Below are 22,834 nucleotides of genomic sequence, written 5' to 3' on the forward strand. Positions count from 1 at the left end.
TGTACCTTTAATCAAATGAAGACCTCTTTTGAACCCCAAATTGACCTATCAGTAATCTCAGCCTATGCAATTGAACACCAGGAAGAGAATGACCAATTTAGCAACTATATAAAAGAATTCAATGATGAAGCCATTGATATAAAAGTGCAAGAATTAGATGCACTTATTAGTCCTACTATCTCTTGTACCGACTGCGGAAATTGTTGCAAAAGTTTAATGGTTTGCCTGAATGAGGAAGAGGCCAATAATTTATCAAGCCATTTAAAAATGGATAGATCAAGCTTTGACCATCAGTATTTAGAAAAAGGCAGCAATGGAATGATGATTATGAATCAGATGCCTTGTCATTTTTTAAAAGACAATAAATGTACCGTTTATGAATATCGCTTCGAGGGATGTAAAGAATTTCCTGCGCTGCATTTACCCAATTTTAAGAGAAGAATTTTTACCACTTTCATGCATTATGACAGATGTCCCATCATTTTTAATGTGGTTGAAGAACTGAAGAAAGCAATGAATTTCAAACAAAAAAAGAGTAAATAAAATCATCAGCATGTCTGTATTATTTGGCATTGACGTATTGCTACAATCAGATTCAATTTCATGGAAAAACCATCGAATTGGCATGGTTACAAATGAAGCTGCTACCACAAAAGCTATGATCCCATCAAGGCTGGCACTTCAAAAAGCAGGTTTTAATATTACCAAACTATTCTCACCTGAACATGGAATTTCTGCAACAGGGGCAGATGGAGCACCGATGCTTAATGGAGTTGATGAATTAACTGATTTACCCATTATTAGTTTGTATGGTCAAAAATTAACCCCAACTGCAGACGACTTAGCGGATATTGATATTCTTCTATTTGATGTACCGGATGTAGGGGTTCGTTTTTACACTTATTTATGGACCTTGAGCTATCTTTTAGAAACCTCGGCTACTCATTCCATTCAATTGGTGGTATTAGATCGCCCCAATCCTATTTCGGGGAATCTTGAACTTTGTGAGGGTCCATGGCTCAATGATGCATGTTCATCATTTATTGGAAGGTGGCCAATGCCCATCAGACATGGTTGCACTTTAGGAGAATTGGCACAATATTATAATGCAGAAAGGAAAATAAATGCATCGATTCAAATTATACTATGTCAATATTGGGAAAGAGCCATGTTTCAAGTGGATTGGGGTATTCCGTTTGTTCCAACCTCTCCAGCCATCCAATCCGCTTCTACCACCCTATTGTACCCAGGATTATGTTTTTTAGAAGCCACCAATTTATCAGAAGGCCGATCTACTAACTTTTCATTTGAAGCAGTAGGAGCTCCATGGTTAAATGCAGCTGCACTTGCCGAACAGATAAAATTATTTATGGATGATGAATTAGCCTGCAGGCTTATTCAATTTATACCTCAACATAGTAAGTTTGCTGGGGAACAGTGTAATGGTCTTCATTTTATAGTAAAAGACCCCAATCAATTTAAACCAGTATTTTTTGGCCTGTTGTTGATCAAACTTATTAAGGCACTACATCCAAATGAATTTAAATGGGCACCCTATAAAACTTATGTTAATCCAGAAGGCATTCATCATTTAGATAAACTTTCAGGAATTCATCATGCAGAATCACTCTATGAATTACCTATGCATTCATTTATTCATCAATGCACTAAAGAAACCAGCGTTAAAGAATGGGGGGCAATGGTAAAACCCTATTTACTTTATTAATTCTTTTGTAATAACCCTCTAATTACCACACTTGCAGCCATACAACCAAAAATAGCTGGCATATAAGACATCGTTCCAATGATTGACTTTTTGGGAAAAGCCTTCTCGGTTTCGATGATTTTGGACTGGTCTACTTTTTCTGCACTAAAAACCACCGTTAACCCTTTATAAATACCCAATCCATGTAACTTTTTCCTTACATAACTCGCTAAATTGCATTGATAGGTTTTGGAGATATCCGTAATGACCACTTGAGAGGGATCTAGTTTACCACCCGCACCCAAAGAACTAACAATGGGTATTTTTCTATCTAAACATCCCTTGATAAAAAAAACTTTGGGAGACAACGTATCAATACAATCTACTGCATAATCATATGGGGCTTCATCTAATAATTCTTGAGTAAGTTCATCTTTAATATAAATTGACTTAACAATAATATCTAATTGAGGATTAATATCTTTTAATCGTTCAGCCATTACTTCAGATTTCAATTTCCCTGCAGTGGAATGCAATGCAGGAATCTGTCTATTGGCATTACTTAAATCTACCGTGTCTGCATCTACAATGGTAATTTTTCCTACTCCAGATCGGACAATCATTTCTGCACAAATACCTCCTACACCACCTAAGCCAACTACCAAAACGTGTTTATTCATTAAAGACTGGATAGGTTCATCACCTAAAAGCAACTGGGTTCGGCTCATCCAATATGGGATCATATACTGATAAAATTATACTGTTAAAAAGGAATTGATTTAACTTGTTCTAGTTTACACAAAAATGAATGTATGAAAGCATATATAAAAATCTTTTTAGTCTTATTGGGTTGGAATAATTACTTCACTGCATTGGGTCAATCCACTGAACTAATTCAAATAGTAGCAGAGGGAAGAAAAACAAGTATTAGAGGACTGAGTGTTGTCTCCAACAAAGTAATATGGGTGTCTGGAAGTGGAGGCTCTGTAGGAAAGTCTATGGATGGGGGGAAATCATTTACATGGATGACTGTTCCAGGTTTTGAAAAAAGAGATTTTAGAGACATTGAAGCATACGATGATCAAAAAGCAATCATAATGGCTATAGCAGAACCAGCGTTTATTTTAAAGACAGTAAATGGTGGAAAGGATTGGTATAAAGTATTTGAAGATAGTACCAAAGGAATGTTTTTAGATGCAATGCATGCAGTTGGTAAAAATATTCAAGTAATTGGTGACCCAATAAATGGCAAAGCATTCTTTGCAATGAGTTTTAATGAGGGGGAAACATGGGAGACTAGTCCAAAAGATGGCATTAATTTAAATGATGGGGAAGCTTTTTTTGCTTCAAGTGGAACTAATTTACAAATAAGCGAATCAAACAATTCTTTTAAAAGCGGAACCTTACTGGTTACCGGAGGAAAGGTTTCAAGGTTATTGAATGCAAGAGACCACCGAGACCAATATTCATTACCCCTACTACAAGGAAAGGAGTCTACTGGGGCCAACTCAATTGCAATTAGTCCATCGGGCAAAAATGCATTTATTGTGGGAGGAGACTTTGCAAAAGATACCATGAGAGCAGGCAACGCTATTGCCGTAAAGTTTACTCCTAGTGTGCAATTTAGTCAACCACAAACTCCCCCATTTGGATATCGATCTTGTGTAATTTATTTAACGAACAAAATAATGGTAGCATGTGGCACTTCCGGGGTAGACATATCAGAAGACGGTGGAATGAATTGGAAAAATATTTCGAAGCAAAGTTTCCATGTAGTCCAAAAAGCTAAAAAAGGGAAATCCATTTATTTAGCGGGAGGCAATGGAAGAATTGCCCAACTAAATATTCAGTATTAGCCTTTACTTTTTTATAGGAGCCAGTAACGCTTGGAATTTTTCAACCATTTTATAGGTTGCTGGGCAATAACTAATATTTTGTTGATGCACGTGAATGTATTCAACCATTTTCTTCTTCTTCAAATGAGGAAAACCTGCGCAATCATCGGGCCTTACTTCATAAATACTACACATATTATTGCTCAAGTTTAAAAACTGACAAGGTTGTTTTTTATTCATCCAATCCCCATCTTCCTCTTCAAAATAGAGCCATTTTTCTTTAAATTCTGCAACCGACATATCTACATGAGCAGCAATTCTTTTTAAATCTTTTGCAGTAAAAGTAGGGCTCATGCTTTTGCAACAATTGGCACAGCTTAAGCAGTCTACTTCTTTCCAAACTTCTGCATCAATTTTCTCAGCCATTTTATCTAGGCCTTTGGGCGGATTTTTCTCAATTTTACCTAAAAACTTTTTCATGCCCTTGGCATGATGATGAACTTTTTGTTTGAATGATCGAAGATTTACTTGCATAAAACTGCCGTACTTTTAAAATAGACTAAAAGCGAATATAATCATATAGCTGTTATCTTTATCAATCATGTGGAATGCATATAAAAAAGGATTTAAAGCATATTTGCAATTAGAGAAATCTTTAAGCGAAAACTCTGTAGACGCCTACTTGCATGATATTGAAATGTTAACCTCCTATTTATTAGCTAGCAAGCAAACCAAATCCCCTTCTGAAATTACACTTAAAGACTTACAAGCCTTTGTTCAATGGGTGAGCGAATTGGGGATGACGGCTACTTCACAAGCAAGAATTATTTCTGGGATACGCAGTTTTTTTAAATATTGTATTGTAGAACAAATTTGCGTATCGGATCCTTCCGTTCTATTAGATGCGCCAAAATCCAAAAGAAAACTACCAGACACATTACACTTTGAGGAAATTGAATTAATTATTAACCAGATTGATTTAAGCAGCCCAGAAGGCGGAAGGAACAAAGCCATTCTAGAAACGATGTACAGTTGTGGATTAAGGGTTAGTGAGATAGTAAACTTAAAAATTTCTGGACTCTTCTTAGATGTTGGCTTTATAAAAGTTACAGGAAAAGGGGATAAAGAAAGACTAATCCCAATAGGATCTGAAGCAATTAAATGCATAAAAATTTATAAAGAAAAAATAAGGGTTCATCAATCCATACAAAAGGGATCTGAAGACTATTTGTTTTTAAATAGAAGGGGCAAGAAATTAAGCAGGGTAATGATTTTTTATATTATCAAAGACCTAGCCTTAAGAGCAGGAATAACCAAAGTGATATCCCCCCATACTTTCAGGCATTCTTTTGCAACACATTTGGTAGAAGGTGGGGCTGATTTAAGAGCAGTACAAGAAATGTTGGGCCATGAAAGTATTACCACTACTGAAATCTATACCCATTTAGACAGTCATTTTTTAAAAGACACTTTGCAACGATTTCATCCAGGCTTCAAATAATGTACAAATTGTTAAATCCTTTAAGAATTAGCTCATTTTATTAAAAAAATTGCTGCATTTGTGAGGGAAAACCTAAGTTTGGCGTTCAAACATTTATTGAATATGAAAAAGACTTTGCTTGCAGCTGCTTTATTATGCAGCGGAATGGGTTTTGCACAAATAAGAATGCCACAACCTAGCACTACTCAAAAAATTAGTCAAGATTTTGGAATGGGAAAAATAGAATTAACCTATTCGCGCCCCAATTTAAAAGGGAGAGCAATGCTTAAAGAAAATTCTGAGTTGGTCCCATTAAATCAATTATGGAGAACAGGAGCCAATGCAGCAACAAGAATTCATTTTTCTGACAAAGTAACCATGGGCGGATCAACCTTAGATACGGGAGCTTACGTATTATATACCGTACCAGGAACTGAATATTGGGAAATCGTGGTAAATAAGGGATTAACCAATTGGGGAACCGATGGTTATAAGCAAAGTGAAGATGTAGTTCGCTTTAAAGTAAAAGCTGCCAAATCCAATAGTAATGTTGAAACCTTTACTTTCCAATTTGCCAATGTAGAGGCGGAAAGCATTGAATTACACCTTACATGGGGTAAAGTAGCAGTAAGTATCCCAATTAGCACCAATGTAAAAGATAGACTTCGTGCGCAGGTAGAAGCTGCATTAAGTGCAGAAAAAGTAAACCCGAATTCCTATCAAGCTGCCGCTAATTTTTACTACGAGTGGGATAAAGATTATGCAAAAGCATTACAAAATGTAAACAAAGCAACAGAAGCAAATCCAAAAGCATTCTGGTTGTTTTTACTAACTGCTAAGATTCAAAAAGATATGGGTCAAAAGGCAGATGCTAAAGCAAGTGCGGAAAAATGTATTGCAATTGCTTCTGATGCAAAGAATGCCGACTATGTTAGAATGGCTAAAGAATTAATAAGCAAATTATAAATTACCTGAATTGGTAATTTATAACTAACGCAGAATGATACAAATGATAAGACCCGACTAATCAAGTTCGGGTCTTTTTATTTGGAGGTTAACATAGACTGCGTCTAGGTCAACATGTATCAATCAACTTATTTGGATTCAGCCATATCGGGTATCAAGTCAACTTTATAAGCACCAGCATCTAATTTAGCTTTGGTTTCACTAAATGCTTTTAGTGTTTCATCAATATCTGCATCAGTATGAGCAGCAGATGGAATCAATCGAAATATGATATGTCCTTTAGGTATTACAGGGTAAACAACGATGGATGCAAAAATGCCATAATTCTCTCTCAAATCCATTACCATGGCAGTCGCTTCTTCTACCCCACCTTTCATATAAACAGGCGTTACAGGCGTATTAGTATTACCAATATCAAATCCTTTTTCTTTTAGCCCATTCTGTAATTTCAAGGCATTACTCCAAAGTTTTTCTTTTAACTCAGGCATAGTGCGCAACATGTCTAAACGCTTTAAGTTTCCAATAACAATTGGCATAGGTAAACTCTTAGCAAAAATTTGGCTGCGAATATTGTAACGAATAAAATCAATAATTGCTTTATCTCCAGCCATGAATGCACCTATTGAAGCCATACTTTTAGCAAAAGTTGAGAAGTACAAATCAATAGCATCTTGACAACCTTGTGCCTCGCCTGCCCCAGCACCAGTTGCGCCTAAAGTACCAAAGCCGTGGGCATCATCCACCAATAACCTAAATTGATATTTATTTTTTAATTCAGCTATCTCTTTTAATTTACCTTGGTCTCCTGCCATACCAAACACCCCTTCAGTAATAACTAAAATACCACCAGCACCTTGCTTTTCAATTAATTGAGTTGCTCGGGTTAATTGTTTTTCACAATCATCAATATCATTGTGTTTAAAAACATATCGGTGACCTGGATGCAATCTTAATCCATCAATAATACATGCATGACTTTCAGCATCGTAAACAATCACATCATGACGACCACAAACTGCATCAATTGCACTCATGATACCTTGATAACCAAAATTCATTAAGATAGCATCTTCTTTATGTTCAAATGCTGCCAGTTCTTTTTCTAACTGCTCATGATAATTAGAATTACCACTCATCATTCTTGCACCCATTGGGTACGCCAAACCAAATTCTTTTGAAGCGTCTGCATCCACCTTTCTAATTTCTGGATGATTCGCTAACCCTAAGTAATTATTTAGGCTCCAAACAATCATTTCTTTACCGCGGAATTTCATGCGGCTATTAATTTCACCTTCTAATTTTGGGAAAGCAAAATACCCATGTGCTCTTTCGCGGTGTTGGCCTAAAGGACCTGCATTCTTCAACAATTTCTCAAAAATGTCTGCCATACAAACAATTGATTGGTTTATTAAATTTTTGCGAAATTAGCAATTAAGCGCCAAAGCACAAGACATATTGTACAGCAAACTGTATCTTGCAACCCTTATTTAACTATTCATATTAAATTTTAATCCCTTGTTTAAACAAAGTATAAAATCAGGTTTGGGATTTCTTACACTTTTAGCAGTTTCTGCAACAACAGTAGAAGCCCAAAAGACAAAACCGATTCCATCAACAGAAAAAGCACCTCGTTTGGTGGTAGGGATTGTAGTAGACCAAATGCGATGGGACTATTTAGAAAAATTTGCCCCTTTATTCAAAGCAAATGGTGGATTTAGCCGCATGATGAATCAAGGATTTAGTAACGACAACTGTCAAATAGGTTATACGCCTTCGGTAACAGCTTGTGGACATACTGGAATTTATACCGGCACCGTTCCTGCTATTCATGGAATCACAGGTAACGCTTGGTATGATACGCAATTAAAAAGAAATGTTTACTGTAGTGAAGATAGAACAGTTGATGGTGTAGGAGCAGCTGGTGCGAGTGATGGGAAAATGAGTCCTAAAAACATGCTAACTACTAGCATTGCAGATGAATTAAGAATGGCCACCAATTTTAAAAGCAAAGTAATAGGAATTGCAATTAAAGATAGAGGTGCTATTTTACCAGCAGGACATAGTGCAAATGGAGCATATTGGTTTGATGCAAAGTCGGGCAATTTTATTACAAGCACCTACTACTTTAAAGAATTACCTAACTGGGTTAAACAATTTAATGATAGACAAATTCCAGATTCTTTAATGAAATTAGGCTGGAACAAATCATTAACTGATCAGCAATATTTACAGTATGCAACAGCGGACGAAAAAAACTATGAAAGCAAACCATTTGGGTCTAATCAAACAAAAATGCCTTATTCATTATCCAGAACTGCCAATGAAGGATTTGGAAAACTGAGTACTACACCTTGGGGAAATACCTTAACTGTTGAATTAGCAAAAGCAGCCGTATTTGCGGAAGATATGGGTAAAGACGCAGTTACAGACATGTTAGCAGTAAGCTTTTCATCACCCGACTATATTGGACATAGTTTTGGCCCTAATTCTTGGGAAGTAGTAGACAATTATATTAAACTAGATGAAGAATTAGGTAGAATGTTTGATTTCTTAGATGCTACGGTAGGAAAAGGAAAATATACTGCATTTTTAAGTGCAGACCATGCGGTAGCGCATGTACCAGGTTTTATGAAAGAAAACAAATTACCCGGTGGGTTATTAGACGACAAAGCTGCTTTAACGGAAATGAATGCAGCCATCAAAGCAAAATTTGGCATCGATAAATTAGTAGTGAGTTTATTTAACTATCAAGTTCATTACAATAGAGATTTACTAGATAGTTTGAATGCGGACACCAAAGCGATTAACCAATTCATGGTACACTATTTAATGAAAAAGGATTACATATTAAATGCATTTCCTACTAATGAAATATTGACCAGTCCAATGCCACAATACCTTAGAGAAAAATTAGCCAATGGATACTTGTACAATAGAAGTGGTGATATTCAAATGGTATTAAAGTCTGGCTATATTGATGGCGGCGCTACTGGTACAACACATGGATTATGGTATTCCTATGATGCCCATATACCCCTACTATGGTACGGATTTGGCATTAAACAAGGAAGGTCTAACAATAGAGTTTATATGCACGATATAGCAGCAACGCTAGCCAGCTTGTTAAAAATTCAAGAGCCAAGTGGTAATATTGGACACCCTATTCAAGAAGTGTTAAAGCAATAATTAAAATATTCTCTATAATTATAATATCATAAAAATTATATAAGTTCAGGTTGTATCTTGCGGTACAACCTTTTTTTATGATGAAAAGAATATCATTCGCAGCAATTGCTTTGCTGTTATGCATTTCGACCACTTTACCATTAAGTGCTCAACAGAATTTATCGGAAAAAATACCGATTGACAACAAAGTTAAAGTAGGCAAGCTTGCCAATGGTTTAACCTATTATATTCGACAGAATAGCAAGCCCGAAAAAAAAGTAGAACTCCGTTTAGTAGTGAATGCGGGATCAATACTTGAAGACAATGATCAACAGGGTTTGGCACATTTCACCGAGCATATGGCATTTAACGGAACTAAAAATTTCAAGAAAAATGAATTAGTTAATTTTCTACAAAGCATTGGGGTAGATTTTGGTGCAGATTTAAATGCCTATACCAGTTTTGATGAAACAGTTTACATATTACCTATTCCGTTAAGTGATCCAAATAACTTTACAAAGGGTTTGCAAATTTTACAAGATTGGGCTGGTGGAATCAGTTTTGAAGGAAAGCAAATTGATGACGAAAGAGGAATCATTTTAGAGGAAAGTCGATTAGGGAAAGGTGCGGAAGATAGAATGTTTAGAAAAATCTATCCCAAACAATATGAAGGATCAAAATATGCGCAACGTTTACCAATTGGAAAAGACAGTTTATTAAAAACGTTTAAACATAGTGCAATTAAACGTTTTTATACAGATTGGTATCGCCCTAATTTAATGGCGGTAATGGTTGTAGGCGATATTGATGTTGCTGCAACAGAAAAATTAATCAATCAATATTTTGGGGGATTAAAGAATCCTGCCAATCCTAGACCAAGAACCTATGCAAGCATTCCAGCTAGAACCAAAAATGATGCATTGGTGGTTACCGATAAGGAAGCAACCAATTTTCAAATTGAATTAAACTATTCAACAGTTAAAACAAAGCCAGAAACAACGGTTGAAGACTATCGTAAAAATAGCATCATTAAATCTTTGTTTACAAGTATGCTAAACCAACGTATGAACGAATTGGCACAGAGTGGCAACCCTCCTTTCAGTTTTGCAGGTGGCAATTTCGGATCTTATGCTAGAGGGTATGAAGGATTCAATGGATTTGCTATACCTGGCCCCAAGGGACCAGATACTGCTTTACTAGCCGTATTAACAGAGATAGAAAGAATTAAGAAGTTTGGGTTTACCCAATCAGAATTGGATAGAGCAAAAAAACAGCAATTGGCTTCTATTGAAAGGTCTTATAACAATAGAGACAAAACAGAATCCAGTGTATTAATTGAAGAGTATATCAGAAATTTTTTACAACAAGAACCTATCCCAGGAATTGAGCGTGAATTTGAATATAAGAATAGCTTGATGCCAGGTGTTCAATTGGCAGAAGTGAATGCGTTAGCTAATGAATTAAAGAAGAACGATAAAGTATTTGTAGCGGTTCAAGGTCCTGAAAAAAGCAATTTCAACTTACCATCTGCATTACAATTAATTGCAGTTGCATCAAATGCATCAAGCATTCCTGTTAAAGCATATGAAGAAAAAGCAATAGCGAATGTTTTATTGAAAAATATTCCAACAGCAGGAACTTTAGTAAAAGAAAGTAAGAACGAAGCACTAGACATAACTGAATTAACCTACAGCAATGGAACTCGTGTAATAATCAAGAATACCAATTTTAAGCAGGATGAAATTATCTTGACCGGATTTAAAAAAGGAGGCACCAATGCCTATGGTGTGGCCGATAAATTCAGCGCAAACTATGCCACTGCAGCTATTCAGCAAATGGGAGTTGGTGAATTTAACCCAATAGACTTAAGAAAGTTTTTATCTGGAAAAATTGCCAATGCCAATGTTAGTTTAAATGCGTTAAGTGCGAGAGTGAGTGGAAATAGTAGCATTAAAGATATGGAAACCATGTTCCAATTGATGTATTTAAACTTTACTCAAATCAGAAAAGATGAGGCTTTGTTTAATTCTTGGAGAGAGAAAACCAAAAGTCAAATTCAATTCATGATGGCAGACCCTACAAGCGCTTTTATAGACTCTGTTTATAAGGTAATGTATGGCGGCAATCCTTTAGCACCCTCTGCAATACCCAATGCTACTGATTTTGATCAAATTAATTTAGAAAGAGCGATTGAAATTTTTAAAGAACAAACCAATGATGCCAATGAGTTCACTTTTATCATGGTAGGCAATATTGATATCAATAATGTAAAACCACTACTAGCCACTTATATTGGAGGGCTCCCATCAAAAGGTAAAACAGGGAAGATGGTAGATAATGGGGTTCGCATACTACCCGGACAAAAAGAATTGAAGTTTTATAAAGGGAAAGAACCTAAGAGTTTTATTTTTAATATATATTCAGGAGATGCGGCTTATTCGGAAGCAAAAGCATTACAGGTAGAAATGCTTTCAGAAATCATGAATATAAAAATCATTGAAGAACTAAGAGAGAAAATTGGAGGTATTTATGGCGGTGGCGTTGGAGGCTCATTAAATAAATATCCTTACGAAGGATTTACCATGGTACTTCAATTACCATGTGGACCGGAAAACGTGGAAAAACTGACTATTGCCGCTAATGCAGAAATTGAGAAAATCAAACAAAACGGACCAGAGCAAAAAGACCTTGATAAAGTAAAGAAATCGTTATTAGAAAAGTATGCAGTAAATATCAAAGATAATCGTTATTGGAGTGGTGTACTTCAAGGTATATACTTCTCTAATAATGATCCCAATCGATTCTTGAATTATACCAATATTGTTAACGGTATTAGCATCGAAGACATCAAGAATGCTGCCAACCTAGTATTTGAAAATAAAAATAGAATCAATGCTGTTTTATTTCCAGAGCAATAACTTTGGAAAATGAATACTTACTTAAGGAAAGCGATTAAAAATACATTTAATTTTTTGGGCGCAACCCAACTCTTGAACGAACTAAATTTTCGCTTACAACAATTACAGTATTCAAATCAGAATCGGAACTACCAAAAAAAACTTAAGCGCTTTGTCTTTCCAACAGACAGAGCGCTTTTTAATACCTTTCAACTCAACTATAAAAAGTACTACGAAGATGGACTTTTAGCTGCCAATGAAATGGTTCAGTGGGGAGCATTAACTAGTTTATCTAGTCCAGTTATATTAGACTGGGGTTCTGGAACTGGAAGAGTGATTAGACATATACAAAGTCTGAAACCCAATGCAATTTGCTATGGATCAGATATTGACTGTGAATCGATTCATTGGAGCAGAAAAAATATTGACCATGTTTTTTTTGATTGCATAGAAAACCAAACCCTACCTTATCCAAGCAATTACTTTCATTTAGTATATGGCATTTCTGTACTTACCCATATTCAACAAGATGAATTGTTAATTTGGATAAATGAACTAAAAAGAGTGTTAACTCCTACTGGAAGGGCCATCCTTTCAACACATGGAAGCCAATATTTTCATCAACTCACCAGAGAGGAAAAAAAACAATTAGAAAAAGCTGGAGTGTTTACACACTTATTTAAAGAAAAGGGACATCGGTTAATGACTACCTATTTTGAAGCCCATTTTCTGAAAGAACAATTTCAAACTCATTTTGAAATAGAACAATTTTGGGAAGGGCAACAGCACCCCGAAAAAATGGGCGGACAAGATGTATGGATTCTCAAACAAAAAATCCCGGCTACCTAAAAGGCAACCGGGACAATTGATTAACTAGAAGAAATTAATTCAACTATTTTATTTAGCTGCTTTTTGTATTTCACCCAATCCTGCAACATATAAGCTTCTACCGTGTGTGCCTAAAACAATTTCATTGTCTCTTGGATGAATGGCAATATCATGAACAGGAATACTGTAAGGCAAACCTTTATTCCACATCATACAACTATTACCACCATTCATACTTACATATAAACCACCATCAGTACCAATGTAAAGGATATTCTCATTGGTAGGGTCTTCTCTTAATACGTTTACAGATTCATAAGGAAGGTCTTTAGCAATTTGCTTCCATGTGGTTCCATAATCATCACTCACGTAAACTAAAGCATTAAAATAATCATTTCTGTACCCGTTCAAGGTAACATAAACCCTGCTCTCTTTGAATTTACTAGCTACAACCCTACTCACATATAGCCCTTTAGGAAGTTTGCCATTGATATTGTTCCATGAATATCCACCGTCTTTGGTTACATGAATCAACCCGTCATCTGAGCCAGTATAAATCAGCCCAAAACGCATTGGGCTTTCGCTCATGGTAGATAAAGTACCAAAAGGAACATCCCCTTGAGTTGGATTAGTGGTTAAATCGCCGCTCATAGCAACCAAGCTATCTCCTTTACTGAAAGAACGATGGAACTTATTGCTACCAAAATAAAATACATCTTGGTTATGTCTGCTCAATAAAATAGGAGATTGCCAATTAAAACGAAGTGCAGATTCACCAAGCGCTCTATTAGGCTTTACACTACTTCCTCTTGGACCTCTTCCCGAAGCTGATGCGCCAATCACTTGTCTGTTATAATTACCAAATTGAGACCCGCTATAAACAGTTCTATTGTCTCTCCAGTCTACTTGTACTTGCATCCCATCTCCGCCATTGATGCTTTTATAAGCGTAGTTTCCGGAACCATGCCAACCATTGTCTTCCATATTTTTACTAGATCCATACCAAGTACCATTGTCTTGTAGTCCACCATAAACATTATATGGAACGGCCATATCCACTTCAATCGCATAGAACTGACCAACAGAAGGACTATTTAACTTAGACCAATTTTTACCTGCATCATAGCTCATATTTAGCCCACCATCATTGCCGTTAATAACATGATTGTCTTTAACATTACTGAACCAAAAAGAGTGGTGATCGGAGTGTACAGAAGGCCCATTAATTGATTTGAATTTTTTTCCTCCATCTGTACTCATCAATAAATCCACCCCAGTTAACACTACTTTATTTTCATCCATGGGGCTTACAAATACTTTACCAAAATAATATCCATAAGAGCTATAAATATTAATTGGATCCGTATGTGTTTTTTTCCAAGTTTTACCCGCATCATCGCTTCTATATAATTCACAACCCTTAACGGTGCCTGTTAATAAAGCAGTATTAGCGTCATATAAGTAATCCCAAATAACATTGGGTGCATATTTATTAGAAGCAACGCCTTCTTTTATAGATTCAGCTGTGTATTGAGCCGGCAACCTATACCTTGGGCTGCGCAAAAATGCATTGAGCTTTTTATTATCTAAAGCAGCAAATTGTTCTTTTGTAATACCTTGAAAAGTATTTAATGTATACGCACTAGTGTCGGTTGTAGTTGCTACAGCAGAAGTAGCTCTTTTTTCATTATTATCTACTACTGCATAAACAATATTTGGATTCTTAGGATACACAGCTAATCCAATTCTTCCAACGCCATCACCTGTTAGAAAACCAGCTCCTTCAACAGAAATTTTCTGCCAAGATTCTCCTCCATCTGTACTTTTAAAAATCCCACCTGATTTTCCACTTTCTTCAAAATCCCAAGCCTTACGCGTGCGATACCACATGCCAGCATATAATTCATTAGAATTAGCAGGGTTAATATCTAAATCAACTGCACCGGTATTTTCATCTACATAAAGCGTTTGCTTCCATGTTTTACCTCCATCGGTTGTTTTATAAATACCTCTCTCTTTATTGGGGGAATAAAGATGTCCTAAAACGGCCACCCAAGCTGTATTGGGGTCAGTACTATGTAATTTAATCTCTCCAATATGATGACTATCTGCAAGACCTAACCAAGTCCATGTTTTACCATTATCGCTAGATTTGTAAACGCCTAAACCTGCATAAGTAGATCGGCTACTATTTACTTCGCCAGTACCCACCCAAATCTCTTTGGTTTTCCAGTTTACAGCAATATCGCCTATACCAATAATGTCTTCTGAATCAAAAATGGGACTAAAACTAATACCATTATTAACGGTATGCCATAATCCACCTGTAGCATAAGCAACATAAAACTCTGTTGGATCTGCTGGATTTACATCAATGTCTACCACTCTTCCACTTTGAACGCTGGGGCCAATATTTCTAAAAGAAGTTTTATTGGCTACAGACTCCAAACTTAATTTTTTGCGTAACTCGATACTCTTGAGTCTATCCGAAGCAGGGGTGGGTTTTACCTGTGCTTCTGCAAAAAATGAAGAAATGATTAACAGTGATAATAATGTTTTTTTCATAACGGCTTTGTATTTTCAATCCTCAATGTAAGTAATATGAGATTTCTATTGCTACCTCTGCTCCTTTTTTCGGTGAATTTTTTATCCGCACAGTGCAAAACATTCAAATTAGCCAGCAATGGCGATACATTAAACTGTATAGATAACAAAGGACTAAAGCAAGGAAAATGGATCATAACCACCCCTAAATTAAGAGGCGAGCCAGGATTTGAAACGGAAGGGATATTCAAAAATGATAAAAAAGAGGGACTATGGCGCTCCTTTAATTTAATGGGAGATTTAATAGCACAAGAGAATTACAAGTGGGGCAACTTGCATGGAAGATGTTTATATTTTACTCTTTCTGGATTAGAACGAGAAGAAAGTTGGAGAGCCGTTAATCCAGATAAGGCATTTGATACACTAGATGTTGTTGATCCTACTAACCCCAATCAATTTGAAAGAATTGTTGTTAAAAATGAGGGGAACTCAATTAAACATGGCATATGGAAAACCTATTCACCCAATACAGGTGCACTTATTGAAACACAAGAGTATATAATGGGGCAATTAAAAGAAGACTTTAGGGCAGCTAAATTGAATACGAATAGCCCTAATCAATCGGTAGACACTGCTAAGAAACAAGCTACAAAAGTGCTTCCAAAAGAAGTAGCAGACTTCAATAAAAAACAAGCTAAAAAAAATAAACCAGTAGTAACGGGCAGAACAGGTCACTAACTATCTGTTATTTTTATCCCCATGGGTTTCAGGAATTGGTTAACCGTTTTCATGATGCCCCTACTCTTTTTTTTCTTTTTGGCATAAGCGCAATCTATAGATGAAAAAAGTACATACCCATTCGATTTTACCTTTGTTGCATATTCCATGAATAATTGTTGCAAAATAGGATGGTCAGCTACTGTGTACCTAGTTTGATGTCTTGAAATTTGGGTAGGATGCTCAAACTGATAGCCACTTATATGCAAAAAACATAAGGGGGAATTATTATTCACCCAATATTTTCCACCAGACTCCGATATTTTTCGTTCATGTAAATTCCAATAAGCTACGTTTAATCCTGGACTGGTATCTATAAGTACCTTCTCAAATAATAAAGGAACCAGATTAATCCATATTTGATCTACCCCCATTCCTTCCGCAAAATTGTAATAACATTCCGCTTTCATATGCTCCGCCCACCAATTCAAAAATGAAAAAGTATTTTCGGATGGTTTCATTGCAATAAATCCTGCATTATACAAACCTGACCTCAAAATATCTCTTTCTCTGGGCAATAAATGGTTATCTGGGTACGCATTGGTAAAATGAGGCGTAATCACCAAATCATATTGTTCTAAACTTTTTTCTACTGATCCAAATGAAGAAAAAATCCAAGTATCCGAATCAATATATAATAAAATAGCTGGTTGATGCTTGTCAAAAATCCATTGCGCAACAAAAGGCTTCATTGCACAATTCAATTCTATTACAGAATATTGCGCAGCCATTATTTCAAAATTAGGAACACCTAATTGACTGATTTCTATAATATTATAATCATTAAATGAACTTAAATTAAACCTCCCTTCAATCCGATCAATTAAAATAATATACAGTTCGTAACTGGGATTATGTAGAATAAAAGAGTCAGCCATTGTTTTACAATGAGCCAAATGATTAGCAGAACAAACAGTGTAAACAATTTTTTTCATGCTATTGATGGGGGGTAATTTTTTCTGCAATTACAATGGTGTTCAAATAAAATCGATCCGATTTTGGCCAAAAAATTTCAACCACACTAAATCCCCAGTTCATAATCGGGATTGCCAATTGACGCACCATTTTTTTAAATAAATTAAACTTTCGCAACACAGGAACTTGATGTATCCAATGGTCATGCAAATACAAAATAAACAATTGGTGTAAGGCACTCATGAAATGACCATTCTTATCGATAAGTAGTACTTTAAATCCATTTTTCGCTAACATATCTTTCAATGCAAACTGAGTATATCTGGCATAATCGACTGGTATTTCATGTTCTTCCCAAGCAAAAGGACAAGTAATTAAAATTTGGGCACCTGGCTTCATTACTCGATTGATTTCGGGCAATATTTGTTGTAGGCCAAAAACATGCTCAAATACTTCACTTGTAAAAACCGAATCAAATACTTCATTGTCGAAAGGAATAGTAACACCATCATAATACATATCAACCGCTTCATTTTTATGATCATGCCCCTCCCCATCATAATCTAACCCAATATATTCGGTAACATTTGTAAACAATGATTGATAGGGCTTCTCCCCACAACCAAAATCGAGTAGTTTACCCTTCAGTTGTGGCGCATATAAACTAATTTTGCGTAACAATCCCTTTCGAATAAAATAAAGTGGATGTTTATACGTGGGATTGAAGTTAGTAGGTACCATATTATCAAATGCAGCAATTGCAATGCAAGATACGGAATATGACAATTAGGTATGATTACCAGATTTTTTGTGAACAACCTTATGGAGGGATATCCCGCTATTTTTATGAGCTCATTTTTAAATTGCAACAGAAACCCGGTATTCATATACAGCTAGATATATTGTCTGCCGACAATATATTTCTAGAACAATTAAAAGGAAAAAACTTCTGGAATGACCTACAATTTAAGGGAAAGAAAGACCTGAATCGTTTGCTATCGAATGTATACGACAGCTTTGCATCAAGAATGCAACCCTTTGACGTATTTCATCCAACCTATTATAGCAAAACGTCCTTAAATAGAACGGCAGGTAAGCCAATGGTTATAACTATTCATGATATGATAGATGAACGGTTTCACAAAGGCCAACCGGGTTTTGAAAGCATCATTGCATTAAGAGCAAAGCATATTGAAAAAGCATATAAAATCATTGCCGTATCAGAAAACACCCGAAATGATTTAATTGAACTATGTGGCGTTAATCCCAACAAAATTGAGACCATTTACCACGGGAATAGTTTCAGTCAAAATATTGACCGATTTTCCCTACCTAAAATTATCGAACAGGAATACATTTTGTATACCGGTAAAAGATATGCCTATAAAAATTTTGATCGCTTTGTACAATCCATAGTTCCTATAATGCAAGCCAATCAAGAACTCGTTTTAGTTTGTGCGGGAGGTGGTGCTTTTAAAAATGCTGAATTAACCAAATTAAAAAAATTACAACTTTACGATCGAGTAATTTATCAACCCATTATCGATAATGAGCAATTGGCATCTTTATACAATCATGCTCAATTATTAGTTTATCCAAGCTTATATGAAGGATTCGGACTACCAATCATTGAAGCATTTGCTTGTGGTTGCCCAGTGATTACCTCTTCTGGCTCAAGTACAGGTGAGATTGCAAGTGACGCAGCGGTTTTAATCAACCCAAATAGTATTGAAGACATGAGTGAGAAAATAAGTATGTTATTAAACGATGTATTTCTGCAAAATGAATTCGTTCAAAAAGGGTATACAAGGGCTCTTGCATTTAATTGGGACAAAACAGCCAATCAAACCCTCAAATTATACCAGTTTCTATAAAAGAAACTATTTTAGCTGATTAATATAGACAAGATGAAATTAAAACCCATAAAGGCAATCAAAGTATTTTTTGGCAAGGAAGAACAAAAAGCTGGATTGCCTCCAGATTTTGAATCGATTCATGAAAAGATTATTGCCAAAGTAAGACCATATACCATGACGAGTCCGGAACGATTATATGGGTTAATTGAAAGTGTACAATATGTAGTAAGAAACCAAATCCCAGGTGCTTTAGTAGAATGTGGCGTTTGGAAGGGAGGCTCAATGATGGCAATAGCAGAAACACTACTTGCAATGGGCGTTAACGACAGAGACTTGTACTTATATGATACTTTTGAAGGGATGACAGCCCCTACAGCAGAAGACGTAGACCAACTTGACAGAGATGCTGCATCACAATTAAAACAAGATTTAGCGAAGAAGGCTGAAAGTGTTGTTTGGGCTTACTCTGGTTTAGAAGAAGTTAAACGAAATATTGCACTAACAGGGTATCCAGCAGATAAAATTCATTTTGTACAAGGCGATATTCTTAAAACAATTCCTGCTACTTCACCAGGCACCACCGCTTTATTAAGATTAGACACCGATTGGTATGAGTCTACTAAACACGAAATGGAACAACTTTATCCATTACTTGTTTCAAAGGGAGTACTCATCATTGATGATTATGGTTTTTGGAAAGGGTCTAGAAAAGCAGTAGACGAATATTTTGCAGCGAATCAAATTGGCATCCTTTTACATAGGATGGATGAAACAGGAAGATCTGCAGTAAAGCCGTAATTGTTACTAGGCATTGGCTAACCCCAACCCCTTTTTTATTTTAAACATCCATTTACCAAAGCTTGTTTGCAATAACCAGTGCAAAATGCGTAATCTTAATTGCCAAATTCTGCATTTTATAGAAAAGCCAAAATAGCGTTCGTAAATAGTAATATTATCTTTTAAAGACTGTAAATAATTTCTAGTACTAATGCCAGAATCATCAAAAATGGCAATCGTTTCATTTATATAACCATAGGGTTGATTGGCAATACGACACATTAAATCATAGTCCATAGCGATTTTAATATCGTTATTAAAAAGTCCGATTCGGTCATATACTTCTTTCTTCACAAACCAGGTAGGATGTGCTACACTTCTCATTCCTCTATACAATTTAGCTGCATCAAAAGGCTTACCCACGACCACTGTTTCACCAGCTCTTACTATCCTGATATTTCCACTGGTCCATTGAATAGTAGGGTGTTCATTATAAAAAGACTTTACCACTGACAGTGCATGTTCAGAAGCATAGCTATCTCCAGCATGTAACAAATGGGTAATAGAATGATTGGCATTTAGAATACCCTTGTTGAAAGCATCCCCAATCCCCTTGTCTCTTTCGTTGATCCATCTTCTATAAGCAGGTTGAGGATTTTCAGATAACCAATTGGCTATCTGATCATTAGTAGATCCATTGATAATTAAATGTTCATCAGGGAGTACGGTTTGTGTATCTACCGATTGGCAGGTTTTTTGCAAATCGGCCAGATTATTAAAACAAATACTAATGACGGTTATTGCATTCATGAAAGATCTACTGAGGGTAATTGCTTTAGTTTTTGATGAAATAACTCAATCGCAGTTAACTTTTCAGGAGTCAAATCGTATTGAATATTTTGGGTATAATAGGTTTTCAAATCATAAGCAGTAAAAGTCTGTTCCGCTACTACCTCATCCAAATGTTTTAATCCATATCCTAATGCCCTATTAAAAGCGTCAATAAAATCAGGATCAATTGGCTTATTAGCTACCCAGGCCGCAAAAACAAAAGGGAATCCAGTATGATTATTCCAGGCAGTGGCTAAGTCGTACATATAGGGCGAAATGAGGCGCTGTTCTAATGCCCTATCTCCTATTACCACCCCTGCAGTACTGCCTTTAATTTGATCTCTAAAATCTAAAGAAGCTGCTTCTAATGCTACATCAAGTTGCCAATATTCTTTTAATAAGATTCTGGCTAAATTGACGGAGGTTCTACTTTGGTAGTCTAATAAAACCTTTTTTACTTCTTTTAATGGGACTTCACTAAAAATGGCAACAGATGCCACATCTTCTTCTGCCGAAATACAGTAATCTGCTATTATATGGGCATTTTGTATTGAGGGGATCATTGCCACCGGAATAAGTCCAATGTCTATCTGATCATTTTTAAGATCTGCAGCAATTCTGGCAGGATAATCTTCTGTAAGAATGATTCGGTCTAATAAACCCGACCTTTTAATACCAAACATCATGGGCTTAGTATTTAAATAACTTACGGCCCCAACACGTATCTTCTTGTTCAATTCAGCTACTTTTGTACAAAGAAAAGATTAATTATACTATTTAACTATTCCCTATTTAAAAATCATATGGAACTGACGCAATTAACCGCTATTTCACCTATCGATGGTAGATACAGAAAAAAAGTACAACATTTAGACGAATATTTTGCAGAATATGCGCTGATTAAATACAGGGTATTAGTAGAAGTAGAATATTTCTTTTTTCTAGCAGATCAGAAATTTTTTAAACTACCACTAAAGGCGAGAAATGCACTCAGAAGCATGTTAGCTGATTTCAACTTGGATAATGCCCAACAAATTAAACAACTAGAATCTATTACCAATCACGATGTTAAAGCGGTAGAATACTTTTTAAAAGAGCAGGTAGAAAAAGCAGGGATTGGCCATTTAAAAGAATGGATTCACTTTGGATTAACTTCTCAGGATATCAATAATACAGCGATTCCATTAAGTTGGAAACACGCCATGGAACACGAATACCTACCTGCAATCATCAATTTACAAAATACGATTTATAGCCTAGCAGCTCAATGGAAAGATATTCCGCTTTTGGCAAGAACCCATGGACAAGCCGCCTCACCTACCAAATTAGGAAAAGAATTCATGGTATTTGTAGAACGCATACACAACCAGATTGAATTATTCAGCAGCATACCTTACGCGGCAAAGTTTGGCGGGGCAACGGGTAATTTTAATGCCCATCATATTGCTTTCCCAAGGAAAAATTGGGTACTCTTAGGGAATAAATTTGTGGAAGAAGTATTAGGTCTTCAAAGAATGCAGTTTACTACACAGATTGAACATTATGATTCATTAGCTGCCCATTTTGATGCATTAAAAAGAATCAATAATATTTTAATTGATTTATGCAGAGATATCTGGACCTATATCAGCATGGATTACTTTAAGCAACAAACCAAAAAAGGGGAAGTTGGATCTTCTGCGATGCCACATAAGGTAAACCCAATTGATTTTGAAAATGCAGAGGGTAATCTTGGGATTGCGAACGCTTTATTGGAACACTTAAGTGGTAAGTTACCTATAAGCAGATTACAAAGGGATTTAACAGATTCTACTGTTTTAAGAAATATGGGGGTGCCTATTGGACATATTAGTATTGCCATTGAATCATTAGAGAAAGGATTATCAAAACTCATATTAAATGAGCAAGCCATTAAAGCTGATTTAGAAAATAATTGGCCAGTTGTTGCTGAAGCCATACAAACGATCTTAAGAAGAGAAAACTATCCGAATCCTTACGAGGCATTAAAAGACTTGACTAGGGGTAAACAAAAGATAGATAAAGCGGCAATTCATCAATTCATCAATTCTCTTAAAATAAGTACGGCATTAAAAAAAGAACTAAAGCAAATCACCCCTTCCAACTATACAGGGGTTAATCCAGCCTATTAATCAAATGGATGGATTCATTTTTTTAATCAACTAATTTTATCACACTGGCAAAATTCTTTACCATATTAAGAAAGATTGTACTGATTCTATTAACAGTACTTATTTTAC

The 22,834-nt window shown here is 35.8% G+C and carries 20 protein-coding genes; 12 read left to right on the plus strand and 8 right to left on the minus strand.

The annotated features are described in order from the left end of the window. Positions 1-15: 15 nt before the first annotated feature. Together ACTIEI_RS07490 and ACTIEI_RS07495 are read left to right on the plus strand one after the other, a co-directional pair. Positions 16-543 carry a YkgJ family cysteine cluster protein gene (locus tag ACTIEI_RS07490; protein WP_439505673.1) on the plus strand — a complete coding sequence of 176 codons (528 nt, stop codon included), beginning with the start codon at positions 16-18 and terminating at the stop codon, positions 541-543. 10 nt (positions 544-553) lie between these two features. Further along, positions 554-1,726, plus strand: a complete 1,173-nt coding sequence (locus ACTIEI_RS07495) for an exo-beta-N-acetylmuramidase NamZ family protein (RefSeq protein ID WP_439505674.1) — start codon at positions 554-556, stop codon at positions 1,724-1,726. On the opposite strand, the gene ACTIEI_RS07500 is transcribed toward ACTIEI_RS07495, so the two are convergent. After that, entirely contained in the window at positions 1,723-2,448 is a 726-nt protein-coding gene (locus tag ACTIEI_RS07500) for a tRNA threonylcarbamoyladenosine dehydratase (protein ID WP_439505675.1), read from the minus strand. The genes ACTIEI_RS07495 and ACTIEI_RS07500 overlap by 4 nt on opposite strands. Positions 2,449-2,517: 69 nt before the next feature. On the opposite strand from ACTIEI_RS07500, the gene ACTIEI_RS07505 reads away from it, so the two are divergent. Then, positions 2,518-3,561, plus strand: a complete 1,044-nt coding sequence (locus ACTIEI_RS07505) for a WD40/YVTN/BNR-like repeat-containing protein (RefSeq protein WP_439505676.1) — start codon at positions 2,518-2,520, stop codon at positions 3,559-3,561. Positions 3,562-3,564: 3 nt separating this feature from the next. Here ACTIEI_RS07505 and ACTIEI_RS07510 read toward each other — a convergent pair whose 3' ends face one another. Beyond that, positions 3,565-4,074, minus strand: coding sequence for a YkgJ family cysteine cluster protein (locus ACTIEI_RS07510; protein ID WP_439505677.1), 510 nt, complete (start codon positions 4,072-4,074; stop codon positions 3,565-3,567). A 67-nt stretch (positions 4,075-4,141) separates the two neighbouring features. On the opposite strand from ACTIEI_RS07510, the gene xerD reads away from it, so the two are divergent. Further along, complete coding sequence (gene xerD / locus ACTIEI_RS07515; protein ID WP_439505678.1) at positions 4,142-5,041, plus strand: site-specific tyrosine recombinase XerD; 900 nt, start codon at positions 4,142-4,144, stop codon at positions 5,039-5,041. 102 nt (positions 5,042-5,143) lie between these two features. Further along, positions 5,144-5,986, plus strand: a complete 843-nt coding sequence (locus tag ACTIEI_RS07520; protein WP_439505679.1) for a DUF2911 domain-containing protein — start codon at positions 5,144-5,146, stop codon at positions 5,984-5,986. 128 nt (positions 5,987-6,114) lie between these two features. On the opposite strand, the gene ACTIEI_RS07525 is transcribed toward ACTIEI_RS07520, so the two are convergent. Next, a complete protein-coding gene (locus tag ACTIEI_RS07525) occupies positions 6,115-7,374 on the minus strand; it encodes an aminotransferase class I/II-fold pyridoxal phosphate-dependent enzyme (RefSeq protein WP_439505680.1) in 1,260 nt (419 codons plus the stop codon). A 127-nt stretch (positions 7,375-7,501) separates the two neighbouring features. On the opposite strand from ACTIEI_RS07525, the gene pafA reads away from it, so the two are divergent. The 3 genes from pafA (at position 7,502) to ACTIEI_RS07540 (ending at position 12,897) form a co-directional block, all read left to right on the plus strand. After that, entirely contained in the window at positions 7,502-9,172 is a 1,671-nt protein-coding gene (gene pafA / locus ACTIEI_RS07530) for an alkaline phosphatase PafA (protein WP_439505681.1), read from the plus strand. 77 nt (positions 9,173-9,249) lie between these two features. Beyond that, entirely contained in the window at positions 9,250-12,069 is a 2,820-nt protein-coding gene (locus ACTIEI_RS07535) for a M16 family metallopeptidase (RefSeq protein ID WP_439505682.1), read from the plus strand. Between the two features lie 9 nt (positions 12,070-12,078). Then, on the plus strand, positions 12,079-12,897 hold the full coding sequence (locus tag ACTIEI_RS07540) for a class I SAM-dependent methyltransferase (RefSeq protein ID WP_439505683.1): 819 nt from the start codon (positions 12,079-12,081) through the stop codon (positions 12,895-12,897). 48 nt (positions 12,898-12,945) lie between these two features. Here ACTIEI_RS07540 and ACTIEI_RS07545 read toward each other — a convergent pair whose 3' ends face one another. Continuing rightward, complete coding sequence (locus tag ACTIEI_RS07545) at positions 12,946-15,441, minus strand: WD40/YVTN/BNR-like repeat-containing protein (RefSeq protein WP_439505684.1); 2,496 nt, start codon at positions 15,439-15,441, stop codon at positions 12,946-12,948. Positions 15,442-15,477: 36 nt separating this feature from the next. Here ACTIEI_RS07545 and ACTIEI_RS07550 point away from each other — a divergent pair, with 36 nt between their 5' ends. Further along, positions 15,478-16,158 carry a hypothetical protein gene (locus tag ACTIEI_RS07550; RefSeq protein ID WP_439505685.1) on the plus strand — a complete coding sequence of 227 codons (681 nt, stop codon included), beginning with the start codon at positions 15,478-15,480 and terminating at the stop codon, positions 16,156-16,158. Here ACTIEI_RS07550 and ACTIEI_RS07555 read toward each other — a convergent pair. Then, a complete protein-coding gene (locus ACTIEI_RS07555; RefSeq protein ID WP_439505686.1) occupies positions 16,155-17,132 on the minus strand; it encodes a hypothetical protein in 978 nt (325 codons plus the stop codon). The two genes, ACTIEI_RS07550 and ACTIEI_RS07555, sit on opposite strands and share 4 nt — an antisense overlap. A gap of 1 nt (position 17,133) precedes the next feature. After that, entirely contained in the window at positions 17,134-17,898 is a 765-nt protein-coding gene (locus tag ACTIEI_RS07560) for a class I SAM-dependent methyltransferase (protein WP_439505687.1), read from the minus strand. On the opposite strand from ACTIEI_RS07560, the gene ACTIEI_RS07565 reads away from it, so the two are divergent. Both ACTIEI_RS07565 and ACTIEI_RS07570 read left to right on the plus strand, forming a co-directional pair. After that, positions 17,892-18,986 (plus strand): glycosyltransferase family 4 protein, encoded by a 1,095-nt coding sequence (locus ACTIEI_RS07565; protein ID WP_439505688.1) that lies wholly within the window; start codon positions 17,892-17,894, stop codon positions 18,984-18,986. The two genes, ACTIEI_RS07560 and ACTIEI_RS07565, sit on opposite strands and share 7 nt — an antisense overlap. 33 nt (positions 18,987-19,019) lie before the next feature. Continuing rightward, on the plus strand, positions 19,020-19,766 hold the full coding sequence (locus ACTIEI_RS07570) for a TylF/MycF/NovP-related O-methyltransferase (RefSeq protein WP_439505689.1): 747 nt from the start codon (positions 19,020-19,022) through the stop codon (positions 19,764-19,766). A gap of 6 nt (positions 19,767-19,772) precedes the next feature. Here the strand turns inward: ACTIEI_RS07570 and ACTIEI_RS07575 are convergent, their stop codons facing one another. After that, positions 19,773-20,555: a glycosyltransferase gene (locus ACTIEI_RS07575; RefSeq protein ID WP_439505690.1), complete on the minus strand. Its 783-nt coding sequence runs from the start codon at positions 20,553-20,555 to the stop codon at positions 19,773-19,775. Then, positions 20,552-21,313, minus strand: a complete 762-nt coding sequence (locus ACTIEI_RS07580) for a menaquinone biosynthetic enzyme MqnA/MqnD family protein (protein WP_439505691.1) — start codon at positions 21,311-21,313, stop codon at positions 20,552-20,554. Before ACTIEI_RS07580 ends, ACTIEI_RS07575 begins: the two co-directional genes overlap by 4 nt. Positions 21,314-21,379: 66 nt before the next feature. Here ACTIEI_RS07580 and purB point away from each other — a divergent pair, with 66 nt between their 5' ends. Further along, positions 21,380-22,726 (plus strand): adenylosuccinate lyase, encoded by a 1,347-nt coding sequence (gene purB, locus ACTIEI_RS07585; protein ID WP_439505692.1) that lies wholly within the window; start codon positions 21,380-21,382, stop codon positions 22,724-22,726. Positions 22,727-22,834: the final 108 nt, after the last annotated feature.

This window comes from Sediminibacterium sp., assembly GCF_051860225.1.
Lineage (GTDB): Bacteria > Bacteroidota > Bacteroidia > Chitinophagales > Chitinophagaceae > Sediminibacterium.